Here is a 20392-nt window from a genome sequence, read left to right on the forward strand (position 1 = left end):
AATGAAAAAATTCCTAACCGCGTTCCTGCCCGCTCTGGCGATACTTACTTTCTGCGGGTTTTCCTCGCAGGAAAACCCACGGGAGTATTACGCCTCCCTGCTTGGGCAGGGGATCATCACCGCGCAGGAGTATGAGCTGCTCGAGCGGTACGATTTCGAGCTGCCCGAGAGCGAGCAGCTCCCGCTCGACGGGTTCGTGATCGGGGAGATCACCACCTGCGTGCGGGAGGGGGCGGAATGATGAGCCGGGCAGTGCGCCTGCGCCGGCTGCTGACCGCTTCGCTCACAGCAGGCATGTTCCTGCTCACCGCCAGCGCCGGGGCGGCGCAGAGCGGGATCACCGTGACGGTGCAGGATAACTACCAAGCGGACTACGGGGTGACCATTCCCTTCACCCGCTCGCCGCGCACCACCGACTACACCTTCTCGCTCTACGAGGGCGGCAGCGCCGCCGGGACCCCGGCGGTCAGCGCGAAGGTGGAGATGACGGCGGCGCAGGGGGATGTTTACCTGCCGCTGGCCTATGACATCACCGGGCCGCAGAGCTACACCCTGAAAATTGAAGCGCGCCCGCTGCCGGGCCGGCTCGGGACGGACACGGCGGCGGTGCGGGAATTCTCCTTCACCACCAAGCCGACCTGCGGGTGCGCTTCAGGGACTGCGGGCGCGTTCTACCGGGGGAGCGGGAGTGCGGCGGATCCCTTCTACGTCGGCTCGCAGCAGCAGCTCGCGCATGTCTCGGCCCATGCGCGCGACGGAAGCACTTTCCTTCAGACCGTCGATATCGACCTGGCAGGAAACGCCTGGCAAAATTTTGCCTTTATCGGGACCTATGATGGGGGCGGGCATGTGGTGCGAAACCTCAAGGGTTCCTACAGTGGTTCGGGAGGGCTGTTTGCTTCATTTGTCGGCACGTTGATGAACTTGGGGGTCGAAAATGCAAACATCACCACCACGAGTGCCTTTGCCGGCGCCCTGGTTGGCAGCGGGCAGAACGTCGTCATACAGTGCTGCTACGCCAAAAACTGCACCGTCAGCGCGCAGGGGGGCGCTGGAGGCATTCTGGGGGACGACTTAACCGCCATTATCGAGGATTGTTATGAAGTCGGCGGCAGCTACACCTGCCAGGGCGAGGGGCCGGGAGGAATTGCCGGAAACTTCGATGGCAACCAGGCTGAAAATGCCATCCGCCGCTGTTACGCCATTCCTACCAGGCTGACCGGCCCGATGAAAGGAATTTTGGCCGGGAAATGGAATTACGGGGAGATGGTCAATTGCTATTTTCCCACCAACATCTCCTGCGGTGCCACCACCGCCACCTATAAGGGCAATGTTGCCGGATCGACCGGCCTTCCGCTCGCCTCTTTTTCCAATGCTGCAAATTTCTCTGGCTGGGACTTTGCGAACGTCTGGCGGATGGATGCGGGGGCGGGGCGTCCGGTGCTTCGCGTGTTCGACAATCCGAAGGATTCCTGAAAAACGCCGCGGCCGGATACCCGGCCGCGGCATATTTTTCACAAAAACGGTGAAAACTCTGGACAAACCGTCGGGAAGCCCTTGACTTTGGGCGGGGGCTTGTGGTAATATAATATCACCTCTAAAAAGGGTTATTTTTTTATGCCCAAAAAACGGGCGTAACACCCTCTTTTTTGGGAGCCGTTCTTGGGCGCGGTCCACTTGCCGCGCACTTGACCTGGCAAAGGATAATCCTTTGGTCGAGGGAGGCAATCAATCGAGGTGCCCCGCGCTGGGCGGGACACGATTTCGTTACAATCAGGAGGTGCCGATTTATGAGAGTCAAGGTGGTTCTCGCCTGCACTGAGTGCAAGCAGCGCAATTACCAGACCAACAAGAACAAGAAGAATGATCCGGACAGGCTGGAAATGAACAAGTATTGCCGCTTCTGCCGCAAGCATACCGTTCATAAAGAAACGAAGTAAAGGTGGTTTGAGGTATGGCGGAAGAAAAAAAGGCGAAAAAGCCCGGCTTTTTCAAACGCATGCAGAAGTCCTTCCGGGACATGCTGGGTGAGATCAAAAAAGTCGTATGGCCTACCAAAAAGCAGATCCTGAACAACACCGGTATCGTCATCGTCGTGGTCGTCATTTCGGCGGCGTTCATCGGCGGGTTCGATGCGCTCCTGAAAGTGGCTGTGGACCTGTTCCTGCGCGCCGCTTAAAGGATGGAGGATTGCTAAATGGCTGAAGCTGCAAGATGGTATGTCGTGCATACCTATTCGGGGTATGAAAACAAGGTTGCCACCGACATTGAAAAGGCGGTGGAGAACCGCAAGCTCCACGACCTGATCCCGGAGGTCATGGTACCCACCGAGATGGTCAAGGAGGTCAAGGACAACAAGACGCGTGAAGTGGAACGCAAGCTCTTTCCCGGCTATGTGCTGGTCAAGATGATCATGACCGACGACAGCTGGTACGTTGTCCGCAATATCCGGGGCGTGACCGGTTTCGTCGGCCCCGGTTCGAAGCCCGTGCCGCTGACCGAGGAAGAGGTAAACGCCCTGGGCGTGGACCGCAAGGAGATCGAGGTCAACTACGGGGTGGGCGATTCCGTGCGCATTATCGACGGATACCTCGACGGCTTCATCGGCGTGGTGGACGAGATCGACACCGACCGCGGCACGCTCAAGGTCACGGTTTCGATGTTCGGCCGCGAGACACCGGTCGAGCTGGAGCTCGGTCAGGTCGCCGCGCTGGATTAACCCTTTGTAGGACTATCCGGTCACACTGCCGGATAAACGGGGAAACGATGGTTTTCGCCCGTGGTGAACTAACACCGCCGGACCCGTATGGCGCTGTGAGCCCGTGCGCCACGGGTCTTAGAAGTGGGAGGAGGCCAAGCGGCCTCCGCCAATTACCACAATATTTTGGAGGTGCAAACAATGGCTCAGAAAGTTGTCGGCTTTATCAAGCTGCAGATCCCGGCCGGAAAGGCTACTCCGGCGCCCCCTGTTGGTCCTGCTCTCGGACAGCATGGCGTCAACATCATGGCGTTCACCAAGGAATTCAATGAGCGTACCAAGAACGACGCGGGGATGATCATCCCGGTCGTCATCACCGTTTACGCGGACCGCTCCTTCAGCTTCGTCACCAAGACTCCGCCCGCCGCGGTGCTCATCAAGAAGGCCGCCGGGATCGACAAGGCCTCCGGTGCCCCGAACAAGACGAAGGTCGCCAAGATCACCCGCGAGCAGGCCCGCAAGATCGCCGAGCAGAAGATGCCCGACCTGAACGCCGCGAACGTCGAGACCGCGACCAGCATGATCTGCGGTACCGCGCGTTCCATGGGCGTTGAAGTAGAAGACTAGGCTCCCCGGGTGGGAGGAAAATTCCGTATATACCACTCTATAGGAGGAGATTTTCAGTATGAAACACGGTAAAAAGTATCAGGACAGCGCCAAGACCATTGAGCGCGGGAACCTGTATGATGTAAAGGAAGCCATCGAGCTGTGCGCCAAGTGCGCCAAGGCCAAGTTCGACGAGACCGTCGAGCTGCATGTGCGCCTGGGCGTCGACAGCCGCCACGCCGACCAGCAGGTGCGCGGCGCGGTCGTGCTGCCCAACGGCACCGGCAAGAAGGTGCGCGTCTGCGTCTTCGCCAAGGGCGACAACGCCAAGGCCGCCGAGGATGCGGGTGCGGAGATCGTCGGCGCCGAGGACCTCATGCAGAAGATCCAGGGCGAGGGCTTCATGGATTTCGACGTGGTGATCGCGACCCCGGACATGATGGGGATCGTCGGGCGCCTCGGTAAAATCCTCGGACCCCGCGGCCTCATGCCGAACCCGAAGGCCGGCACCGTCACCCCGGACGTCGCCAAGGCGGTCACCGAGGCGAAGGCCGGTAAGATCGAGTACCGCCTGGACAAGACCAACATCATCCACTGCCCGATCGGCAAGGCCTCCTTCGGCACCGAGAAGCTGCAGGAGAACTTCGACACCCTGATGGGCGCCATCGTCAAGGCGAAGCCGGCCGCGGCCAAGGGCCAGTACATCAAGAGCTGCGTCCTGGCCACCACCATGGGTCCCGGCGTGCGGATCAACCCGTCCCGCTTCGGGGTGTAAAAAGGCTTGACAAGCACCGTGGAAGCGGTTATACTAATATAGTTGTCAGATTCCGCAGACAGCTGGCGGCAGTTTTGCCGTAAAGGGAGCACTCCCTGCCCGCCGAGGAAAGACGCTTTTATGTAAGATGTTTTGTCTTCAAAGCTCTTTTCGCGGTATGCGGAAAGAGCTTTTTTCATGAACATTTGCGCATTTGCAAGCATGAAAAATCGAACCAATCGTTCGGGAGGTGAACAGAAATTGCCGAGTGAAAAGATACTGCAAAGCAAGAAGGAAGCGGTCGCAGCCCTCACCGAAAAGATGAAAGGCTCCGTGGCCGGCGTCCTGGTGGACTACAAAGGGATCAACGTGGCCGACGACACCGCGCTGCGCCGCGAGCTGCGTCAGGCGGGCGTGCACTACGCCGTCTACAAGAACTCGATGGTCCGCTTCGCTGCGAAGGATGCGGGCCTCGAGGACCTGACCAAGGTGCTCGAAGGGACCACCGCCGTCGCGATCAGCGAGAGCGACCCGGTCGCCGCCGCCAAGATCATCTGCAAGTATGCGGAGAAGTCCAAGACCGTCTTTAACGTCAAGGCGGGCTACGTCGATGGCGGAGTCCTCGACGCTGACGAAGTGCAGAGCCTTGCCAAGCTGCCCAGCCGGGAAGAGCTCGTTGCCAAGGCCCTCGCGGGCTTCAACGCGCCGATCACCGGATTTGTCAATGTGCTTAACGGCAACATCCGCGGGCTGGTGGTGGCGCTTAACGCCATCGCCGAAAAGCAGGGCGCCTAAAGCCCCGCATCCAAACAACATTAAAATGAAATTTATGGAGGTAAATTACCATGGCTTCTGAGAAAGTTTTAAAGCTGATCGAAGATGTTAAGTCCCTTACTGTTCTGGAGCTCTCCGAGCTCGTCAAGGCCCTCGAGGAGGAGTTCGGCGTTTCCGCCGCTGCTCCGGTTGCCGTTGCCGCTGCTCCGGCTGCTGGCGGCGCTGCCCCGGCTGGTGAAGAGAAGAGCGAGTTCGACGTTGTGCTCAAGTCCGCTGGCGAGAGCAAGATGAACGTCATCAAGGTCGTCAAGGAGATCACCGGTCTGGGCCTCAAGGAGGCCAAGGAGCTGGTCGACGGCGCTCCGAAGCCGATCAAAGAGGGCGTCTCCAAGGCCGATGCCGACGAGATTGAGAAGAAGCTCAAAGATGCCGGCGCCGAAGTCGAAGTCAAATAAGTTTCTTATCACAGATAAAAACACCCGCGCCAACCGGCGCGGGTGTTTTTGTTATTCCCTCTATTCGGAGAACCCCAGCGTGAGGGCGGCGCGCATCCGTGCGCCCTGCGCGGCGGCATAGTCCCGGCCGCCCTGGAAGGCGCGCAGCACCGGGGCGGCGATGGTCCGCTCCGCGCCCGAGGCGTCGGTATAGGAGACGGCGCCCATCGTCCAGGTGCCCTCGAAATCCCAGCCGGAGAAGGTGGACTGCTCGCCGAAGCTGCTTGAAGAAATGGGCGCGGCCCCGCTGTCGGAGGCCGGATGGCCCACCCCGTAGGGCGCCGAGCCCGCGAGATAGTAGTTGCCCTGCACGTCCACAAAATCGGCATAGCTGGGGTAAGAGACATAGGAGGGGTGGACGACGGTGCCGACGACCCCGCCCAGGCCGTGGCGCGCAGAAGTGTTGTTGGTGCTCAGGGAGAGCGGGATAGCGTAGCAGCCGCGCACCCAATTTTGCCCCGTGTGGTTGGAAGAAATTTCGCTGGCGATCCCGCCGGCGTCGTTATACCCATTGCTGTAGACGACCTCGCCCGTGAACCCGGCGCAGTAGCAGTCCTCGATTTGCAGGTTTCCCGTGTCGCTGTGCAGATAGCCGAAGCACCCGCCGGCGTTCGCGCCCTTGGCGTAACCATTCAGGGCATAGCAGCGGTAGAAGCGGGTGGTCATCCCCGTGGTCCAGCCGCTGGCGGCGCCGACGATGCCGCCGGCGCCGAGCCCCTCGAAGTGGAAGTTTTCCACCCCCAGGTCGTGGATCGAGCTGTTCCGGCTGACGATGCCGAAAATCCCGGCGTCCTGGTTGCTGGTCAGGGAGTTGATGTAGGAGATGTTGCGCACCGCGTGCCCGCCCCCGTCGTAGTGGCCGATAAAGGTATTGTTCCAGTTGTGGGCCGGGGCGATGGGCAGCCAGTTGCCGTTGGAGGGGCTGGTGTCCGCATCGTAGGGCGCGCCGTCTTGATAAAAGGCGGGATCGAGCAGGTCGATGTCCCGCGTCTGCCTGAAATACTGCCCCTTGCCCCGGTGGTCGGCGTGGGAGATGTGCTGCAGCTGGGCCGGGGAGGCGACGAGATAGGGGTTCCCCTCGCTCCCGTCGCCATAGAGGAAGCCGCCCTGCGCCAGGGTATGCCCGCAGACGGTGGGGAGGGAGAAGTCCCGCACCTTGGTGGCGGCGTCGTCCAGCCCCGCCCTCTCCGTCTGGGGCAGGGCGGTCACCGACAGGGTATATTGGGCCCCCGGCAGCGCGGCGTCAAAGGGGAGGAAGACGTCGGTCCGCCCGGGGAGGGAGTCGAATTCTTTCGCACACAGCAGCGTTTCGCCCCCCTTTTCCCGCAGCTCGAACCGGTAATGCGGGGTGCGCGGGGAGGGGGTGAAGTCGATCTTGATCCCCTGCACCGCCGCATAGGAAGCGGCGAGCGGCTCCTGCGCGTGCGCGGCGGCGCCAGAGAGCAGGCAGAGGCCCGCCGCGGCGAGCACGAACAGACGGTTTGGTTTCATCCGGAATCCCTCCTAAAAGCCTTTGACCGACAGAAAGGGTTGCTTGCGGTCAAAGGAGCGGAGGGATTCCCGGGTCGTTTGGGGAGTACCGGGCGGTTACTTGAAAATATTACAAGGATATGGTAAAATAAAGCAGGAAAAGACCGAAATGGGCGCGCCCGGCGCGCCGTTGGCAGGAAGAGCAGACCGCAAGCAACCCTTGCTTGCGGCCTTTTTATTTTATATCACGGGAATTGTCCAGAGACGGTTAGGGCTTCAGCTTGATGGCAGGACGCACGTTGTAGGAATACCAGCCGCCGTAGTTGGCATGCAGGTCCCCGTCGGTGCGTACAAAGACGACGCTTCTGGAGCTTTGCGGCTGTGGGGACGAGGTCCAGGAGCAGTTGCTCCCGCCAAAGACGGCGGCGAGGGCACTCTTCCGGTTATGCGCGGAGAACCAGTCCCACTGCGGCCCGCCCCGCCCATCGACGAGGCCGTCCCAGCTGCGCGCCGTCAGATCCGGCATGAGAGGGTTGCCCAATCCGGAAGGATTGGTCGCGCCGCACAGCTGCGAGACCGCGGGCAGGAACAGCTTCTCGCTCGACAGGTATCCCGTGCTGGGGGAGAGGTTGGAGCCGTAGTAATACCGTGCGACCGGCTTGAGGCAGTCTGCGGCGCTTAGTACCCGGGCGTCGTTTCGCAGGGTCTGGTTGAGCGGATGGCCGACAAGATACCCCTGGATCAGGCTGCCCGACCAGTCGTTCTTGCCGACGCTGCGGCTGTCGTCCTCCGTCGCGCGGTTGTCCCAAAGCTGGGCGGTGGACAGGTTGCCCGTGCAGAGCAGGGTGTATACGCCCGCGCCGTCCCGGTCCATCGCGTACCATTCATACCCGCCCAGGTCTTCTCCCCAGATGTGCGGGCTGCCGCTCGACCCGGTGCGGATCTGCTCCTCGGAAAGCGGGTTTACGCGCACCGTGCAGCTGTCAAAAAAGGTGGTGCCCGGGATCGCGGCGGTGACGGTGCAGGAGCCGATTCCGGTTCCCGTAAGCTGCCCGTTGGCGTCCACCGTGGCGATGTTCGGGTCGCTGCTGCTCCATGAGAGGGGAATGTTTTGCGGATTGTCGGCCGCAATCGTCGCGCGGTTTAAAGCCTTGGCAAAGGTGAGGGTTACGGATTCTTCGATGGATATGGGATAGAAGGTCCAGCGGACGGTCTTTTCCGCCTCGCGGCGCAGCCCCTGCAGGCTCTCGGGCGGTTTCGAGACGACATGGATTTCATACTCCTGGACAGCATCGGGGAAGGAGATGGGGATAAAATACCGGAATGCGTCTCCCGACGCGGCCGGCGTATCCTGCGCCTGGAAAACCTGCCCTTCCTGTGCCGAGCCCGCCCCGACCCCGACCGCCCAGACGCGGAAGCCCTCTATGGTTTGCACTCCCTGCGCGCCGCGCGTGACCGGCACCGTGATCCCTAAAAGTCCGGCGAAGGCCTCGGGCTGCGCCGCGTGCGCCGTGAACGAGAGTGCGATGATAAGCCCTGCTGTGCAGAGAAGCCCGCACCATCTGCCCAAGCGTTTCATCTGAATTGCCATCCTCCTTTAAATGACCGTTAGTATAAGAATCCATCGGTCATTGGAAGGGGAGAAGGCGGGAAGAAAGGGGCCTTTGGCTTGCATATTTTTTCAAAAAAGGATATAATTAGAAAAATGGCGGGGATAAACGGCAGCGCGCTCGAATCCCCTGCGCAAATAAAAGGACAAAGAGACCGGTAGATTCTTATACTATGGGTCTTTTTATTTTTCGATATTGTGTTATAATGACGCAGGAGAATCTGGAAGGGGGGATTGCGCCTTGCCGCAGCGTTTGGACCGGATACTGAGCGAATGCACGACCTATACCCGCAGCGAGCTCAAAAGGATGATTCTGCGCGGTGAAATCACGGTCGACGGCGAAGCGGCGCGGCGCCCCGAGCAGAAGGTGGACCCCGACAGGCAGGAGATCGCCCTGCTCGGCCGCCCAATCGCCTGCGGGCACAGCTATCTGATGATGAACAAGCCCGCGGGCTTTGTCAGCGCGACCGACGACCCCAGACAGAAGACGGTGCTCGAGCTGGTGCCGCCCGAACTGAGGCGCAAGAGCCTCTTTCCGGCGGGGAGGCTGGACAAGGACACCGAGGGCTTTTTGCTGCTGACCGACGACGGGGACTTTGCGCATCGCATCCTCTCGCCGAAAAACCATGTCGCCAAGACCTACTTCGCGCGGGTGGAAGGGGAGCTGTGCGCGGATGCCGCCGCCCGCTTCGGCGCGGGGGTGACGCTGGAGGACGGCGCCCTCTGCCGTCCGGCAAAGCTGGAGGCCCTCTCACCCCAAAATGGGGAGTACCGGGTGGTGCTCCACGAGGGGATGTACCACCAGGTGAAAAGGATGTTCCTCGCCTGCGGCGCGCAGGTCGTTTATTTAAAGAGGGAGGCCATCGGGGAGCTGCCGCTTGACGGGTCCCTTCCGCTCGGCGGGTGCCGCCCGCTGGACGCCGGGGAGCTGGAAAAGATCGCCTCAAATGGCTTTATCAAGCCAAAGTCATTAAAAAATGTATAAAACCTGATAATTCCATTCGCCTTTTTGGTGATAATGCTGTTTTTGTTGTCAAAGTGACCGAACGGCAAAATATAAGTTTGGATAATCGGCAAATTGCACATTTGGCGCCGTTTTGTTATGATATGGATACAAGCTAAAACTTACGTGAAGTACATAATTTGGCCCCTCGGGGTCATCCAGCAAATAGGAGGAGATTGTAACATGGCAAGTCTTTCGTTAAAGCACATTTATAAGAGATATGCAGGCGGCGTCACCGCCGTAACCGACTTCTGCCTCGAGATTCCGGATAAGGAGTTCGTCATCCTGGTCGGACCTTCCGGCTGCGGTAAGTCCACCACCCTGCGTATGATCGCCGGTCTGGAGGAAATCTCCGAGGGCGAGCTGTACATCGGCGACAAGCTGGTCAACGATGTGGCCCCGAAGGACAGAGACATCGCGATGGTGTTCCAGAACTACGCGCTGTACCCGCATATGACCGTGTTCGAGAACATGGCGTTCGGCCTGAAGCTGCGCAAGACCCCGAAGGATGAGATCAAGCGCCGCGTGGAAGAGGCTGCCAGAATCCTCGACATCGCCCACCTGCTCGACAGAAAGCCGAAGGCGCTCTCCGGTGGTCAGCGTCAGCGTGTTGCGCTGGGCCGTGCTATCGTGCGTGAGCCGAAGGTCTTCCTCCTCGACGAGCCGCTGTCCAACCTGGACGCGAAGCTCCGTGCTCAGATGCGTACCGAGCTGACCAAGCTGCACATCCGCCTGGGCACCACCTTCATCTACGTTACCCACGACCAGATCGAGGCTATGACCATGGGCGACCGGATCGTCGTCATGAAGGACGGTCTCATCCAGCAGGTCGATTCTCCTGAGAACCTCTACAACACCCCGGTCAACATGTTCGTCGCCGGGTTCATCGGCTCCCCGCAAATGAACTTTGTGGACGCCAAGCTCAAGGAAGAGGGCGGCAAGATGGTCGTCGAGTTCGGCAACGACAAGAAGTACACCGTCGTTATGCCGGAGAGCAAGGCCAACACCCCGGGTCTGCGCGACTATGTGGGCAAGGACGTTGTTCTGGGCGTTCGTCCGGAAGACCTGCATGACGAGGAGATGTTCCTCTCCAGCGCCACCACTGGTATCGTGGACGCGGATGTCGAGGTCACCGAGATGATGGGTGCCGAGACCTACCTGTACCTGACCTGCGTTGGCGTGAGCATGACCGCCCGTGTCGATCCGCGCTCCACTGCGAAGACCGGCGACACCATCAAGATGGCGATCGATGTCAACAAGCTCCACCTCTTCGACAAAGAGACCGAAAAGTGCATCTGCAACTGATTTAACCATCAGTTTCTTCCAAGAGCGGGCCCATGTGGGCCCGCTCTTTTTGTGCCATTATGACGCAACCTTAATATAGCGATCAGTTGAAGCGAAAAACGCGCCCGGGAAGGGCGCGCTTTTTTTCTTCAGGGCCCCGGGTCTGGCGCTCCGCCCTTTGCGTGCTTACGGAAAGGTCCCATTCTACGGTCATATGTAAAGCTTGATTTCGCTGTCATTCATACCGAGCAGGACTTCCCGCAGGCAGCCGTTGAAGCAATCGGTCAGCCCATCCTTGGCCCGGTCGGACAGATAGAAGCAATTCACGATGCGGTTGGGTACCGCGAACGCCATGCGGCAGCGCTTGATCCCGCCGTTTTGGCAAAGGCCGTGCGCCACGCTGGCGGGCACGATGGCCCAGTTGCGCCCCTTCATGACAAAGTACTGAAGCTGGCCCATGATCTCCAGCTTGATCTGGGAATGCAGCGGATCGCCCAGGGCCGTTTCATGCCAAAGCTGGAATGGATCGGACCAGTTGATATAAACCTCTTTTTTTACGTCGAGCATCCCGGCCTCCACCACCTCTGGGTAATCGGAGCCTTGGGAGCAGACGAAAACCATGGCCTCTGAAAAGACGGGGAAGGACAGCACCCTTTGGGAGGAGTAGCTGATCGGGGTGAAGGCGAGATCGGTCAGGCCGTTTTCCAGATTGAGGCAGGCGGTATTGGAAGCCATTTCCTGGACCTCCAGCACCGTGTCGGGCGATTTCTGCAGGAACCGCTCGTAGACACTTGGGAACAGATAGGTGCCGAGGCTGTTGATGGTGGCGACGCGCAGCTTGTCGGGCAGGTTGGCCCTGCCCAGAGCGAGCATCTGCCTTGTGATCTCCCGGTATTGCAGCGAAAGCCGGTAGAAGGTTTCGCCGGCTTCGGTCAGGGCGACCGTGCGGCCCCCCTTGCGGCGCTCGATGAGCAGGCAGCCGGTTTCATTTTCAAGGGTGCGCATCTTGGTGCTCAGAGAGGATTGGCTGATAAAAAGCCGCTCGGCGGCCCGGGAGATGCTTTTGTATTCACAGACGGCCAGAAAAGCCTCGATCTGCGCATTGGTCATCGTTTTCACCCGCTCATTTCATATATTGATTTGATTCAATATTATATACAAAAACATGGTATTTTACAAGGCCGCGGACAGCCCCTATAATAAAAACAGCCGCGGAGCTTATGCTTGCTTCGCTTGGCGAGAAACCGAATGGGGGTACTACCATGGAAAAAGTAGATACGGCCGCCATAGCCGCGCCCGTGGGCCGGAACGCTTTTGGGCCTGCCGCGTCAAAGCTGCGCAATCTGCCGCCGTTCATCCCCGCCTGTGCGGGCAATGTGCTCTGGGGCTTCAGCTTTTTGTTCACCCGGATGGCGCTTCAGGCCGCCAGCCCGGAAATCCTCCTTTCGGTCCGGTTCGTCACGGCCTTCCTCTTCATGAACCTGCTGATTCTCCTGGGAAAAGGGAGGGTCTCGCTGAGGGGCAAGAATCTCAAGCCCCTGATCGTCCTGGGGCTGCTGGAGCCGGTTTACTTCTTCTTTGAAAGCTATGGCATCCTCTATACCAACGCCACCCTGGCCGGCGTGATCCTGGCGGCGACGCCGGTGGTTTCCATTGTACTGGCCGCCGTTTTCCTCAAGGAATACCCCCTGCGGCGGCAGGTGCTCTTCTGCCTGTTCCCGGTTGCGGGCGTGATCGTCATCACGGTTTGCGGCAGCTCGATGGGGATCGCCAGCGCGCTCGGGCTGGTGCTCCTCTTTTGCACCTGCCTGATTTCGGCGGCATCGAAAACGCTCAACCGCAGGGTGTCCAGGGATTATTCGCCCTTCGAGCGCACCTATATGGGGCTGCTGGCCGGGAGCGTGGTCTTCACCCTGTCGGCCTTCCGGTCGGTCGGCGGGGACTTCGGCAAATACTTTGATCTGGCGCTGCAGCCGAGGGTGCTGGGGCCCGCTTTGGTTCTCGGGGTATTTTGTTCCATCGTGGCGGGGATCATGGTCAATTATGCCACAGGTAAAATGCCGGTCGTCAAGCTGACCACCTTCGGGGCGATCAGCACGGTCTGCTCCACCTTTGCCGGGGTGCTGTTCTTGGGCGAGCCGTTGAGCGCCGCCCTGTTTGCCGGGTCCTTCCTGATCGTTGTCGGGATCTGGCAGGTGACCAGGATATAACGCGCTTTTGTAGCCCTGGGCAAACATTGGCTGAAAAAAACGGTGGATACGGTCAATTTGCCTCTTTACTTGGATGGGGTTTTGCGCTATACTTAGTAAAAAGCTGAAACAAAGATGTTGTTCCTTTAAGTTGGTCCCGTGAGGCTGACAAGGCAGTATATAAGCAAGGCACCAGGCGGCGGGCGACTGCTGAATTTGGGGGCCGGATGGCGGGCTGTCTTTTCCGATTGCGGGAAAGGCGGCTTTTGTTATACTTTGTTATACAAAAACGGGGGAGAAGAAAATGCACCTGGAAAAAACCAGGATCATGGATGAAAAGGCGATGGCACGGGCCGTCGCGCGGATCGGCTACGAGATCATCGAGCGCAACCGGGGGACCGAGGCGCTCTGCCTGGTCGGGATACGTACGCGGGGGATCTACCTCGCGCAGCGGGTGGCCCAGAAGATCGGGCAGGTCGAGGGCGAACAGGTGCCGGTGGGATTCTTGGACATCACCCCCTACCGGGATGACCGCCGCGGAGAGGCGGGCGAGGACACCACCGAGATCGGCTTCCCCATCGAGGGGCGGCGGGTGGTGCTGGTGGACGACGTGATCCACACCGGGCGCACGGTGCGCGCGGCCATCGATGCGCTGATGGCCCGCGGGCGCCCGCAGAACATCCAGCTCGCCGCCCTGATCGACCGGGGCCACCGCGAGCTGCCGATCCGGGCGGACTTCATCGGGAAGAACCTGCCCACCTCCAAGTCCGAGATGGTGCGCGTCAAGCTGCGCGAATGCGACGGGGAGGACTACGTCGCCATCTATGCCGAGGAAGAGAAGAATTAAAAGAATGATCCCCTGCAAATCCCCAGGAAAGGAATGGTCTTACATGAGGCTTCTGATTAAAAACGGACGGGTGCTCGACCCCGCACAGGGGATCGACGGGCGCATGGACCTGCTCATTGAGGACGGGAAGATCGCCGCCCTCTCGGAGCACTGCGACGAGCGGGCGGACCTTTGCTATGACGCGGGCGGCAAGCTGGTGGCCCCGGGACTGGTGGACATGCACGTCCATCTGCGCGACCCCGGCCAGACCCACAAGGAGGACATCATCACCGGCACCGCGGCCGCGGCCGCAGGCGGGGTGACCTCCCTCGTCTGCATGCCCAACACCGCCCCGGCGATCGACAGCGCCGAAACCGTCTCCTATATCCTGGAGCGCGCCCGGTGGGGGAGTGCCCGGGTCTATCCCTGCGGGGCGATCACCAAGGGCCTGCGCGGCGAGGAGCTCTGCGACTACAAGTCCCTGCGTGCGGCCGGCGCGGTCGCGGTCAGCGACGACGGCCGTCCGGTCGAAGACGAAGGGATGTTCGAGAGGGCGGTCAAGCGGGCGGCAGAGGCGGGGCTGCTGACCATCAGCCACTGTGAGGACCTTAAAATCATCGACGGCGGGATCATCAACAAGGGGGCTGTCAGCGAGCAGCTCGGTGTTCGGGGGATGGACCGCGAGAGCGAGGACAGCATTACCGCGCGGGAAATCTCGGTGGCCGAGCGCACCGGGCGGCATGTGCACATCGCCCATGTGAGTACGCGCGGCTCGGTCGAGCTGCTGCGCCGCGCCAAGGCGCGGGGGGTACCGGTCAGCGGGGAAACGGGGCCGCACTACTTTACCCTGACCGAGCGCGAGCTGCTACGCCGGGACGCGAACTGGCGCATGAACCCCCCGCTGCGGGAGGAGGCCGACCGGCTGGCTGTCATCGAGGGGCTGCGCGATGGGACGCTGGAGGCGATCGCGACCGACCACGCCCCGCACACGCCGGCGGAGAAGGCGGATTTCCTGAGCGCTCCCAACGGAATCGTGGGGCTGGAAACCTCCTTCCTGCTGGGATACACCAACCTGGTGAAAACCGGACTGTTGCCGCTGCGGCGGCTCGTCGAGCTGATGTCCCTCTCGCCCGCGCGGCTGCTGGGATTGCCCGCCGGAACGCTGGCGGTCGGCGCAAACGCCGACCTGGCGGTCTTCGACCTTGAGCGGGAGGTCACGGTGGACCCGGAGCGGTTTCGCTCCAAGGCGCGCAACACCCCGTTTGCCGGGACGGCCCTCTTTGGCCCCTGCGTGCTGACGGTGTGTGGCGGACGGATCGTATATCAAAGACAGAGATAAAAGTTTGGAGGAGAAGACATGTCACTGGACCGTTTGATCGAAGGCATCGTGAGGACCCAGAACCCGGCCGTGGTGGGGCTGGACCCGACGCTCGACTACATCCCCGGCTTCCTTAAGGAGCCGTTCCTGGCCGAATTCGACGACCCGATGGAGGGTGCGGCCGCGGCATTTTTGGAGTACAACAAAAGGATCATCGACGCCATTTATGACATTGTCCCCGCGGTCAAGCCCCAGGCGGCCTACTACGAGGCGCTGGGCTGGCAGGGTGTGCGCGCCCTCTGCGAGACCATCCGCTATGCCAAAGGGAAGGGGATGTTCGTCATCACCGACGGCAAGCGCAACGACATCGGCAGCACCATGAAGGCCTATGCGAGCGCCCATCTGGGCACCTTCGGGGCAGCGGGGAAGCAGGCCGAGCCCTTCGGCGGCGATGCGCTGACCGTCAACGGGTATCTCGGCACCGACGGGATCGCGCCGCTGCTCGAGGTGTGCGACGAGCGGGACCGCGGGATCTTCGTGCTGGTCAAGACCTCGAACCCCTCCTCGGGAGAGGTGCAGGACAAGCTCTGCGGGGAGCGAACGGTCTACCAGATGATGGGCGACCTGTGCGAGACGTGGGGCGGGGAGCACCTGGGCAAATACGGCTACAGCGCGGTGGGCGCGGTGGTGGGCGCCACCTATCCCGAGCAGCTGCAGGAGCTGCGCCTGCGGCTGCCGCACACCTTCTTCCTGGTGCCGGGCTACGGCGCGCAGGGCGGAAGCGCCGCGGGAATCGCGGGCGCGTTCGATGAACGGGGCCTCGGAGCGGTCGTCAATTCCTCCCGCGCGGTGCTCACCGCCTGGAAGAAGGAAGGGTGCGACGAGCGCGACTTCGCGGGCGCCGCGCGCCGCGAGGCGCTGCGCATGAAAGAGGACCTCGCCGCGGTGAACAAAGCGATACACATCTAAAGTATATATAAATAGGTAGGCGCTCGAAGGATGGACCTTCGGCGGGGACGAAACCGAAGCGCTTTGGAGAGAAAAGCAACAAGTGGTATAAAGGAGGAATCATGGTGGCGTATGGTGCACAGAGGTCGCCCGCCTGGCTGGTGCTGGAGGACGGAAGGGTGATCGAAGGGGTTTCCTTCGGGGCGAAGGGGGAGCAGATCGGCCGGCTGGTGTTTAACACCGCCTGCGTCGGCTATCAGCAGATGCTCACCGACCCGGACAGCCTGGGGCAGATCGTGGTGCAGGCGTTTCCCTGCATCGGAAACTATGGGGTCAATGGCGAGGACTTCGAGTCGCCGGGCGCGACGGTGCACGGGCTCCTGGTGCGCGAGTGGTGCGAGGCGCCCTCGAACTTCCGCATGAGCGGGGACATCGGCGGTTTCATGAAAGAGCAGGGGATTGTCGGGATGTGCGGGATCGACACCCGCGCGCTGGTGCGCGCGATCCGCGACGGCGGGGAGCAGCGCTGCCTTCTCACCACCGAGCGCCCGGCCGACCTTGCGGCGGCGGTCGCCAAAATCAAGGGTGAAAATATTACGGATGGTATAACAAAGACCACTTGTGACAAAATGGAAAGCATTGCGACGGAAAACGACGGCCCGAGGCTGGCGGTGCTCGACCTCGGATGCAAGCGCTCCTTCCTCGATTCGCTCCGGGCGGCGGGGTTTGCGCTGACCGTCTGCCCAGCCGGCACCAAGGCCCAGGCGCTCGCCGGGCTCGAAGCGGAGGGGGTCGTGCTGTCCAGCGGCCCGGAATTTGGGGTGGAGCCAGGGGCGTACGCAAAGCAGCTGGAAGAAATCTACAAGCTGGGGCTCCCCATCCTGGCGGTGGGGCTCGGGCATGTCCTGCTGGGGGCGGCGCTCGGCGGCAAGGTGGGCGCACTGACCCACGGCCACCGCGGGGCGAACATCCCGGTGACCGACCTGCGCAGCGGGCGCACGGTGATCACCTCCCAAAACCACGGCCTGATCCTGGAGAGCGTGGGGGCGGGGGAGGTATCCCACCGCAACCTCAGCGACGGGAGCTGCGAAGGGGTGCGCTATCCCAACGCAATGTCGGTGGCGTTCATCCCGGCCTATGAGCGGGGGCATATGAACACCGGGGATATCTTCCGCGCATATAGGACGATGGTGAAGAAGGAGGAGAAATAGTATGCCGCTCAGGGACGATATCAAAAAAGTGCTGGTGATCGGCTCGGGGCCGATCGTGATCGGCCAGGCGGCCGAATTCGACTATGCGGGCACCCAGGCCTGCCGGGCGCTGAAAAGCGAAGGGCTGCAGGTGGTGCTCTGCAACTCCAACCCTGCCACCATCATGACCGACAAGGCGATGGCGGACAAAATCTACATCGAGCCGCTCAACCTCGAGGTGATCAAACGGATCATCGAGATCGAGAAACCGGACAGCGTGCTCTCAAACCTCGGCGGGCAGACCGGGCTGACCCTCTCGATGCAGCTGGCCAAGGAAGGCTTCCTCGCCAAGCACGGGATGAAGCTGCTCGGCTCCAAGCCCGAAACCATCGACAAGGCGGAGGACCGGCAGATCTTCAAGGACACCATGGAGAAGATCGGCCAGCCGTGCATCCCCTCCAAGGTGGTCAACACCGTGGAGGATGCGCTCGCCTTCGCCGAAGAGATCGGCTACCCGGTGATCATCCGTCCGGCGTTCACCATGGGCGGCAGCGGCGGCGGGATCGCCGAAAATGTAGACGAGCTGCACGAAATCGCCCTAAACGGCCTGCGCCTCTCGCCGATCACCCAGGTGCTGGTGGAAAAGTGCATCTCGGGCTGGAAGGAGATCGAGTTCGAGGTCATCCGCGACCGCAAGGGCAACGCGATCACCGTCTGCTCGATGGAGAACATCGACCCGGTCGGGGTGCACACCGGCGACAGCATCGTGGTCGCCCCGGCCCTCTCGCTCTCGCCCAGGGAATTTGGCATGCTGCGCACCGCGGCGCTGGAGATCGTGGAGGAGCTCGATGTGGAGGGCGGGTGCAACTGCCAGTTCGCGCTGCACCCCGATTCGATGGAATACGCGGTCATCGAGGTCAATCCCCGCGTCTCGCGCTCGTCGGCCCTGGCCTCCAAGGCGACCGGCTACCCGATCGCCAAGGTCGCGGCCAAGATCGCCATCGGCTACACCCTCGACGAGATCGTCAACGCCGTGACCGGCACCACCTACGCCTGCTTCGAGCCGGCGATCGACTACGTGGTGCTCAAGTTCCCGAAGTGGCCGTTCGACAAGTTCGTCTACGCCAAGCGCCGCCTGGGCACCCAGATGAAGGCCACCGGCGAGGTGATGAGTATAGGCTCCAGCTTCGAGCAGGCCATCATGAAGGCGGTGCGCTCGATCGAGCTGGGGATGGACACCCTGAAGCTGAAGAAGCTCCGGGAAAAGAGCGACGACGAGATCGTGCAGCAGCTGCACGAGTGCGACGATGAGCGGATTTTCGTGGTCTATGAGGCGCTGGGACGCGGGATCAGCTTCGACACCATCTTCGACATCACCAAGATCGACCGCCTCTTCTTAGGAAAGCTCAAAAACCTCAGCGACATGGAAAAGGCGCTGCAAAGCGAGCCGCTCACCGACGCGCTCTACCTCGACGCCAAGCGCCTGGGCTTCCTCGACAGCACCATCGAGCGCTTAAGCTCGCAGAAGGTCGCGCATCCGCGCCGCGCCGTCTACAAGATGGTGGACACCTGCGCGGCCGAATTCAAGGCCCAGACCCCTTACTTCTACTCCACCTTCGATGAGCAGAACGAGGCGGCCGAGTTCATCGAAAACCACAAAACCGGGAAAAAGAAAATCCTGGTCTTCGGCTCGGGCCCGATCCGGATCGGGCAGGGGATCGAGTTCGACTACTGCTCGGTGCACTGCGTCTGGGCGCTCAAGGAGCAGGGGTGCGAGGCGGTCATCATCAACAACAACCCCGAGACCGTCTCGACCGACTTCGATACCGCCGACCGGCTCTACTTCGACCCGCTGACCCCCGAGGACGTGGACGCGATCCTCGAGGTCGAGCGCCCGGACGGCGTGGTGGTCCAGTTCGGCGGGCAGACCGCCATCAAGCTGGCCAAGTACCTGGACCAGAAGGGCGTCAACATCATCGGCACCGGATACGACAGCATTGACGCCGCCGAGGACCGCGAGCGGTTCGACGAGCTGCTCGCCGCCTGCGGCATCCCCCGCCCCGCCGGGCACACCGTCTTCACCGAAGGGGAGGCGCTGACCGCCGCGCAGGACCTCGGATACCCGGTGCTCATGCGCCCGTCGTACGTGCTGGGCGGACAGAACATGATCATCGCCCACAACGACAAGGACATCGTCGAGTACATGGCGGTCATCACCGCGCACAACTCGCTGGAAAACCCGGTGCTGATCGACAAATACCTGATGGGCACCGAGGTCGAGGTGGACGCCATCTGCGACGGCAAGGATTTCCTGATCCCCGGGATCATGGAGCACATTGAGCGCGCGGGCGTGCACTCGGGCGACTCGATCTCGGTCTACCCGGCGCAGAACCTCAGCGAAAAAACCCGGCAGACCATCATCGACTACACCGGGAAGCTGGCGCTCGCGCTGAACGTTCGGGGCCTGGTCAACGTGCAGTACGTCGTCTACCAGGACGAGGTCTACGTCATCGAGGTCAACCCCCGCTCGAGCCGCACCGTGCCCTATATCAGCAAGGTGACCGGTGTGCCGATGGTGGACATCGCCACCCGGATCATGCTGGGGCAATCCCTGCTGGAGCAGGGCTACGGCAAGGGGCTTTACAAGGAGGCCGAATACGTCGCGGTCAAGGTGCCGGTCTTCAGCTTTGAGAAGCTGCACGACCTGGACACCCACCTGGGCCCCGAGATGAAGTCCACCGGCGAGGTGCTGGGGATCGCCCACTCGCTGGAGGAGGCGCTCTACAAGGGGCTTGCCGCCGCGGGGTACAACATGAAGCGCACCGGCGGGGTACTGATCACGGTGCGGGACACGGACAAGCAGGAGGTCATCCCGATCGCCGCCAAGTTTGACGGCATGGGCTTTGACATCTACGCGACCGAGGGCACGGCGCACGAACTCAACCGGCACATGGTGGCCGCCTCGGTGGTGCGCAAGATCGAGGAAGGCGAGCCGAACATCATGACCCTGTTCGACGAAGGGAAGATCGACTATGTGATTTCGACCTCGGCGAAGGGGCGCAAGCCCGCGCGCCACTCGGTGCAGATGCGCCGCAAGGCGGTGGAGCGTTCGGTTGCGTGCTTCACCTCGCTGGATACGGCCAACGCGATGGCCAACTCGCTCAAGAAGCGCCATTCTCTGGGCGACATCGAGCTGGTTGACATCTGCTCGATTTAAGAAAAGGGTTCC

The 20392-nt window shown here is 61.4% G+C and carries 20 protein-coding genes and 1 other annotated feature; of the genes, 17 read left to right on the forward strand and 3 right to left on the reverse strand.

The genetic code is table 11. The features are described 5' to 3' along the window. Window position 1 precedes the first annotated feature (1 nt). The 9 genes from EDD78_RS09175 (at window position 2) to rplL (ending at window position 5287) form a co-directional block, all read left to right on the forward strand. Window positions 2–241 carry a hypothetical protein gene (locus EDD78_RS09175; protein ID WP_132084748.1) on the forward strand — a complete coding sequence of 80 codons (240 nt, stop codon included), beginning with the start codon at window positions 2–4 and terminating at the stop codon, window positions 239–241. After that, complete coding sequence (locus EDD78_RS09180) at window positions 238–1476, forward strand: hypothetical protein (RefSeq protein WP_132084749.1); 1239 nt, start codon at window positions 238–240, stop codon at window positions 1474–1476. Before EDD78_RS09175 ends, EDD78_RS09180 begins: the two co-directional genes overlap by 4 nt. Before the next feature lie 314 nt (window positions 1477–1790). Then, window positions 1791–1940 carry a 50S ribosomal protein L33 gene (rpmG, locus tag EDD78_RS09185; protein WP_079698476.1) on the forward strand — a complete coding sequence of 50 codons (150 nt, stop codon included), beginning with the start codon at window positions 1791–1793 and terminating at the stop codon, window positions 1938–1940. Between the two features lie 14 nt (window positions 1941–1954). Then, window positions 1955–2179 carry a preprotein translocase subunit SecE gene (gene secE / locus EDD78_RS09190; RefSeq protein WP_079698477.1) on the forward strand — a complete coding sequence of 75 codons (225 nt, stop codon included), beginning with the start codon at window positions 1955–1957 and terminating at the stop codon, window positions 2177–2179. A gap of 18 nt (window positions 2180–2197) precedes the next feature. Then, window positions 2198–2719, forward strand: a complete 522-nt coding sequence (nusG, locus tag EDD78_RS09195; protein WP_079698478.1) for a transcription termination/antitermination protein NusG — start codon at window positions 2198–2200, stop codon at window positions 2717–2719. Window positions 2720–2899: 180 nt separating this feature from the next. Continuing rightward, window positions 2900–3325 carry a 50S ribosomal protein L11 gene (gene rplK / locus EDD78_RS09200; protein WP_079698479.1) on the forward strand — a complete coding sequence of 142 codons (426 nt, stop codon included), beginning with the start codon at window positions 2900–2902 and terminating at the stop codon, window positions 3323–3325. A 58-nt stretch (window positions 3326–3383) separates the two neighbouring features. Then, window positions 3384–4079 (forward strand): 50S ribosomal protein L1, encoded by a 696-nt coding sequence (gene rplA / locus EDD78_RS09205; RefSeq protein ID WP_079698480.1) that lies wholly within the window; start codon window positions 3384–3386, stop codon window positions 4077–4079. Window positions 4080–4113: 34 nt separating this feature from the next. Then, window positions 4114–4264, forward strand: a sequence feature (ribosomal protein L10 leader region). A 55-nt stretch (window positions 4265–4319) separates the two neighbouring features. Continuing rightward, a complete protein-coding gene (gene rplJ, locus EDD78_RS09210; protein WP_079698481.1) occupies window positions 4320–4853 on the forward strand; it encodes a 50S ribosomal protein L10 in 534 nt (177 codons plus the stop codon). A 50-nt stretch (window positions 4854–4903) separates the two neighbouring features. Beyond that, window positions 4904–5287 carry a 50S ribosomal protein L7/L12 gene (rplL, locus tag EDD78_RS09215; protein ID WP_079698482.1) on the forward strand — a complete coding sequence of 128 codons (384 nt, stop codon included), beginning with the start codon at window positions 4904–4906 and terminating at the stop codon, window positions 5285–5287. A gap of 60 nt (window positions 5288–5347) precedes the next feature. Here the strand turns inward: rplL and EDD78_RS09220 are convergent, their stop codons facing one another. Beyond that, window positions 5348–6817, reverse strand: coding sequence for a hypothetical protein (locus tag EDD78_RS09220; RefSeq protein WP_132084750.1), 1470 nt, complete (start codon window positions 6815–6817; stop codon window positions 5348–5350). 247 nt (window positions 6818–7064) lie between these two features. Next, window positions 7065–8375, reverse strand: a complete 1311-nt coding sequence (locus EDD78_RS09225; RefSeq protein ID WP_286170821.1) for an immunoglobulin-like domain-containing protein — start codon at window positions 8373–8375, stop codon at window positions 7065–7067. A gap of 271 nt (window positions 8376–8646) precedes the next feature. Between EDD78_RS09225 and EDD78_RS09230 the strand changes: the two genes are divergently transcribed. Together EDD78_RS09230 and EDD78_RS09235 are read left to right on the forward strand one after the other, a co-directional pair. Further along, window positions 8647–9390: a pseudouridine synthase gene (locus tag EDD78_RS09230; RefSeq protein ID WP_286170822.1), complete on the forward strand. Its 744-nt coding sequence runs from the start codon at window positions 8647–8649 to the stop codon at window positions 9388–9390. Between the two features lie 201 nt (window positions 9391–9591). Continuing rightward, complete coding sequence (locus EDD78_RS09235; RefSeq protein WP_079698485.1) at window positions 9592–10713, forward strand: ABC transporter ATP-binding protein; 1122 nt, start codon at window positions 9592–9594, stop codon at window positions 10711–10713. Window positions 10714–10902: 189 nt separating this feature from the next. Here the strand turns inward: EDD78_RS09235 and EDD78_RS09240 are convergent, their stop codons facing one another. Further along, complete coding sequence (locus EDD78_RS09240) at window positions 10903–11802, reverse strand: LysR family transcriptional regulator (protein WP_286170824.1); 900 nt, start codon at window positions 11800–11802, stop codon at window positions 10903–10905. 152 nt (window positions 11803–11954) lie between these two features. Between EDD78_RS09240 and EDD78_RS09245 the strand changes: the two genes are divergently transcribed. The 6 genes from EDD78_RS09245 (at window position 11955) to carB (ending at window position 20380) form a co-directional block, all read left to right on the forward strand. Further along, on the forward strand, window positions 11955–12902 hold the full coding sequence (locus EDD78_RS09245) for a DMT family transporter (protein WP_165873175.1): 948 nt from the start codon (window positions 11955–11957) through the stop codon (window positions 12900–12902). 283 nt (window positions 12903–13185) lie between these two features. Next, complete coding sequence (gene pyrR, locus EDD78_RS09250; protein ID WP_132084754.1) at window positions 13186–13728, forward strand: bifunctional pyr operon transcriptional regulator/uracil phosphoribosyltransferase PyrR; 543 nt, start codon at window positions 13186–13188, stop codon at window positions 13726–13728. Between the two features lie 43 nt (window positions 13729–13771). Then, on the forward strand, window positions 13772–15046 hold the full coding sequence (locus EDD78_RS09255) for a dihydroorotase (protein ID WP_132084755.1): 1275 nt from the start codon (window positions 13772–13774) through the stop codon (window positions 15044–15046). Between the two features lie 18 nt (window positions 15047–15064). Continuing rightward, the gene (gene pyrF / locus EDD78_RS09260) at window positions 15065–15994 is read left to right on the forward strand and encodes an orotidine-5'-phosphate decarboxylase (protein WP_132084756.1); all 930 of its coding nucleotides are present in this window, start codon (window positions 15065–15067) and stop codon (window positions 15992–15994) included. A gap of 101 nt (window positions 15995–16095) precedes the next feature. After that, the gene (locus EDD78_RS09265; RefSeq protein WP_132084757.1) at window positions 16096–17184 is read left to right on the forward strand and encodes a carbamoyl phosphate synthase small subunit; all 1089 of its coding nucleotides are present in this window, start codon (window positions 16096–16098) and stop codon (window positions 17182–17184) included. A 1-nt stretch (window position 17185) separates the two neighbouring features. Next, window positions 17186–20380, forward strand: coding sequence for a carbamoyl-phosphate synthase large subunit (gene carB / locus EDD78_RS09270; RefSeq protein ID WP_132084758.1), 3195 nt, complete (start codon window positions 17186–17188; stop codon window positions 20378–20380). The last annotated feature ends 12 nt before the right edge of the window (window positions 20381–20392 follow it).

The organism is Harryflintia acetispora, from assembly GCA_004340125.1.
In the GTDB taxonomy this organism is placed as follows: domain Bacteria; phylum Bacillota; class Clostridia; order Oscillospirales; family Ruminococcaceae; genus Harryflintia; species Harryflintia acetispora.

Bases quoted from the DNA above. Each gene is read 5' to 3' on its own strand.
- EDD78_RS09175 (WP_132084748.1), top strand. From the start codon at position 2: ATGAAAAAATTCCTAACCGCGTTCCTGCCCGCTCTGGCGATACTTACT.
- EDD78_RS09180 (WP_132084749.1), top strand. From the start codon at position 238: ATGATGAGCCGGGCAGTGCGCCTGCGCCGGCTGCTGACCGCTTCGCTC.
- rpmG (WP_079698476.1), top strand. From the start codon at position 1,791: ATGAGAGTCAAGGTGGTTCTCGCCTGCACTGAGTGCAAGCAGCGCAAT.
- secE (WP_079698477.1), top strand. From the start codon at position 1,955: ATGGCGGAAGAAAAAAAGGCGAAAAAGCCCGGCTTTTTCAAACGCATG.
- nusG (WP_079698478.1), top strand. From the start codon at position 2,198: ATGGCTGAAGCTGCAAGATGGTATGTCGTGCATACCTATTCGGGGTAT.
- rplK (WP_079698479.1), top strand. From the start codon at position 2,900: ATGGCTCAGAAAGTTGTCGGCTTTATCAAGCTGCAGATCCCGGCCGGA.
- rplA (WP_079698480.1), top strand. From the start codon at position 3,384: ATGAAACACGGTAAAAAGTATCAGGACAGCGCCAAGACCATTGAGCGC.
- rplL (WP_079698482.1), top strand. From the start codon at position 4,904: ATGGCTTCTGAGAAAGTTTTAAAGCTGATCGAAGATGTTAAGTCCCTT.
- EDD78_RS09220 (WP_132084750.1), bottom strand. From the start codon at position 6,817: ATGAAACCAAACCGTCTGTTCGTGCTCGCCGCGGCGGGCCTCTGCCTG.
- EDD78_RS09225 (WP_286170821.1), bottom strand. From the start codon at position 8,375: ATGAAACGCTTGGGCAGATGGTGCGGGCTTCTCTGCACAGCAGGGCTT.
- EDD78_RS09235 (WP_079698485.1), top strand. From the start codon at position 9,592: ATGGCAAGTCTTTCGTTAAAGCACATTTATAAGAGATATGCAGGCGGC.
- EDD78_RS09240 (WP_286170824.1), bottom strand. From the start codon at position 11,802: ATGACCAATGCGCAGATCGAGGCTTTTCTGGCCGTCTGTGAATACAAA.
- EDD78_RS09245 (WP_165873175.1), top strand. From the start codon at position 11,955: ATGGAAAAAGTAGATACGGCCGCCATAGCCGCGCCCGTGGGCCGGAAC.
- pyrR (WP_132084754.1), top strand. From the start codon at position 13,186: ATGCACCTGGAAAAAACCAGGATCATGGATGAAAAGGCGATGGCACGG.
- EDD78_RS09255 (WP_132084755.1), top strand. From the start codon at position 13,772: ATGAGGCTTCTGATTAAAAACGGACGGGTGCTCGACCCCGCACAGGGG.
- pyrF (WP_132084756.1), top strand. From the start codon at position 15,065: ATGTCACTGGACCGTTTGATCGAAGGCATCGTGAGGACCCAGAACCCG.
- EDD78_RS09265 (WP_132084757.1), top strand. From the start codon at position 16,096: ATGGTGGCGTATGGTGCACAGAGGTCGCCCGCCTGGCTGGTGCTGGAG.
- carB (WP_132084758.1), top strand. From the start codon at position 17,186: ATGCCGCTCAGGGACGATATCAAAAAAGTGCTGGTGATCGGCTCGGGG.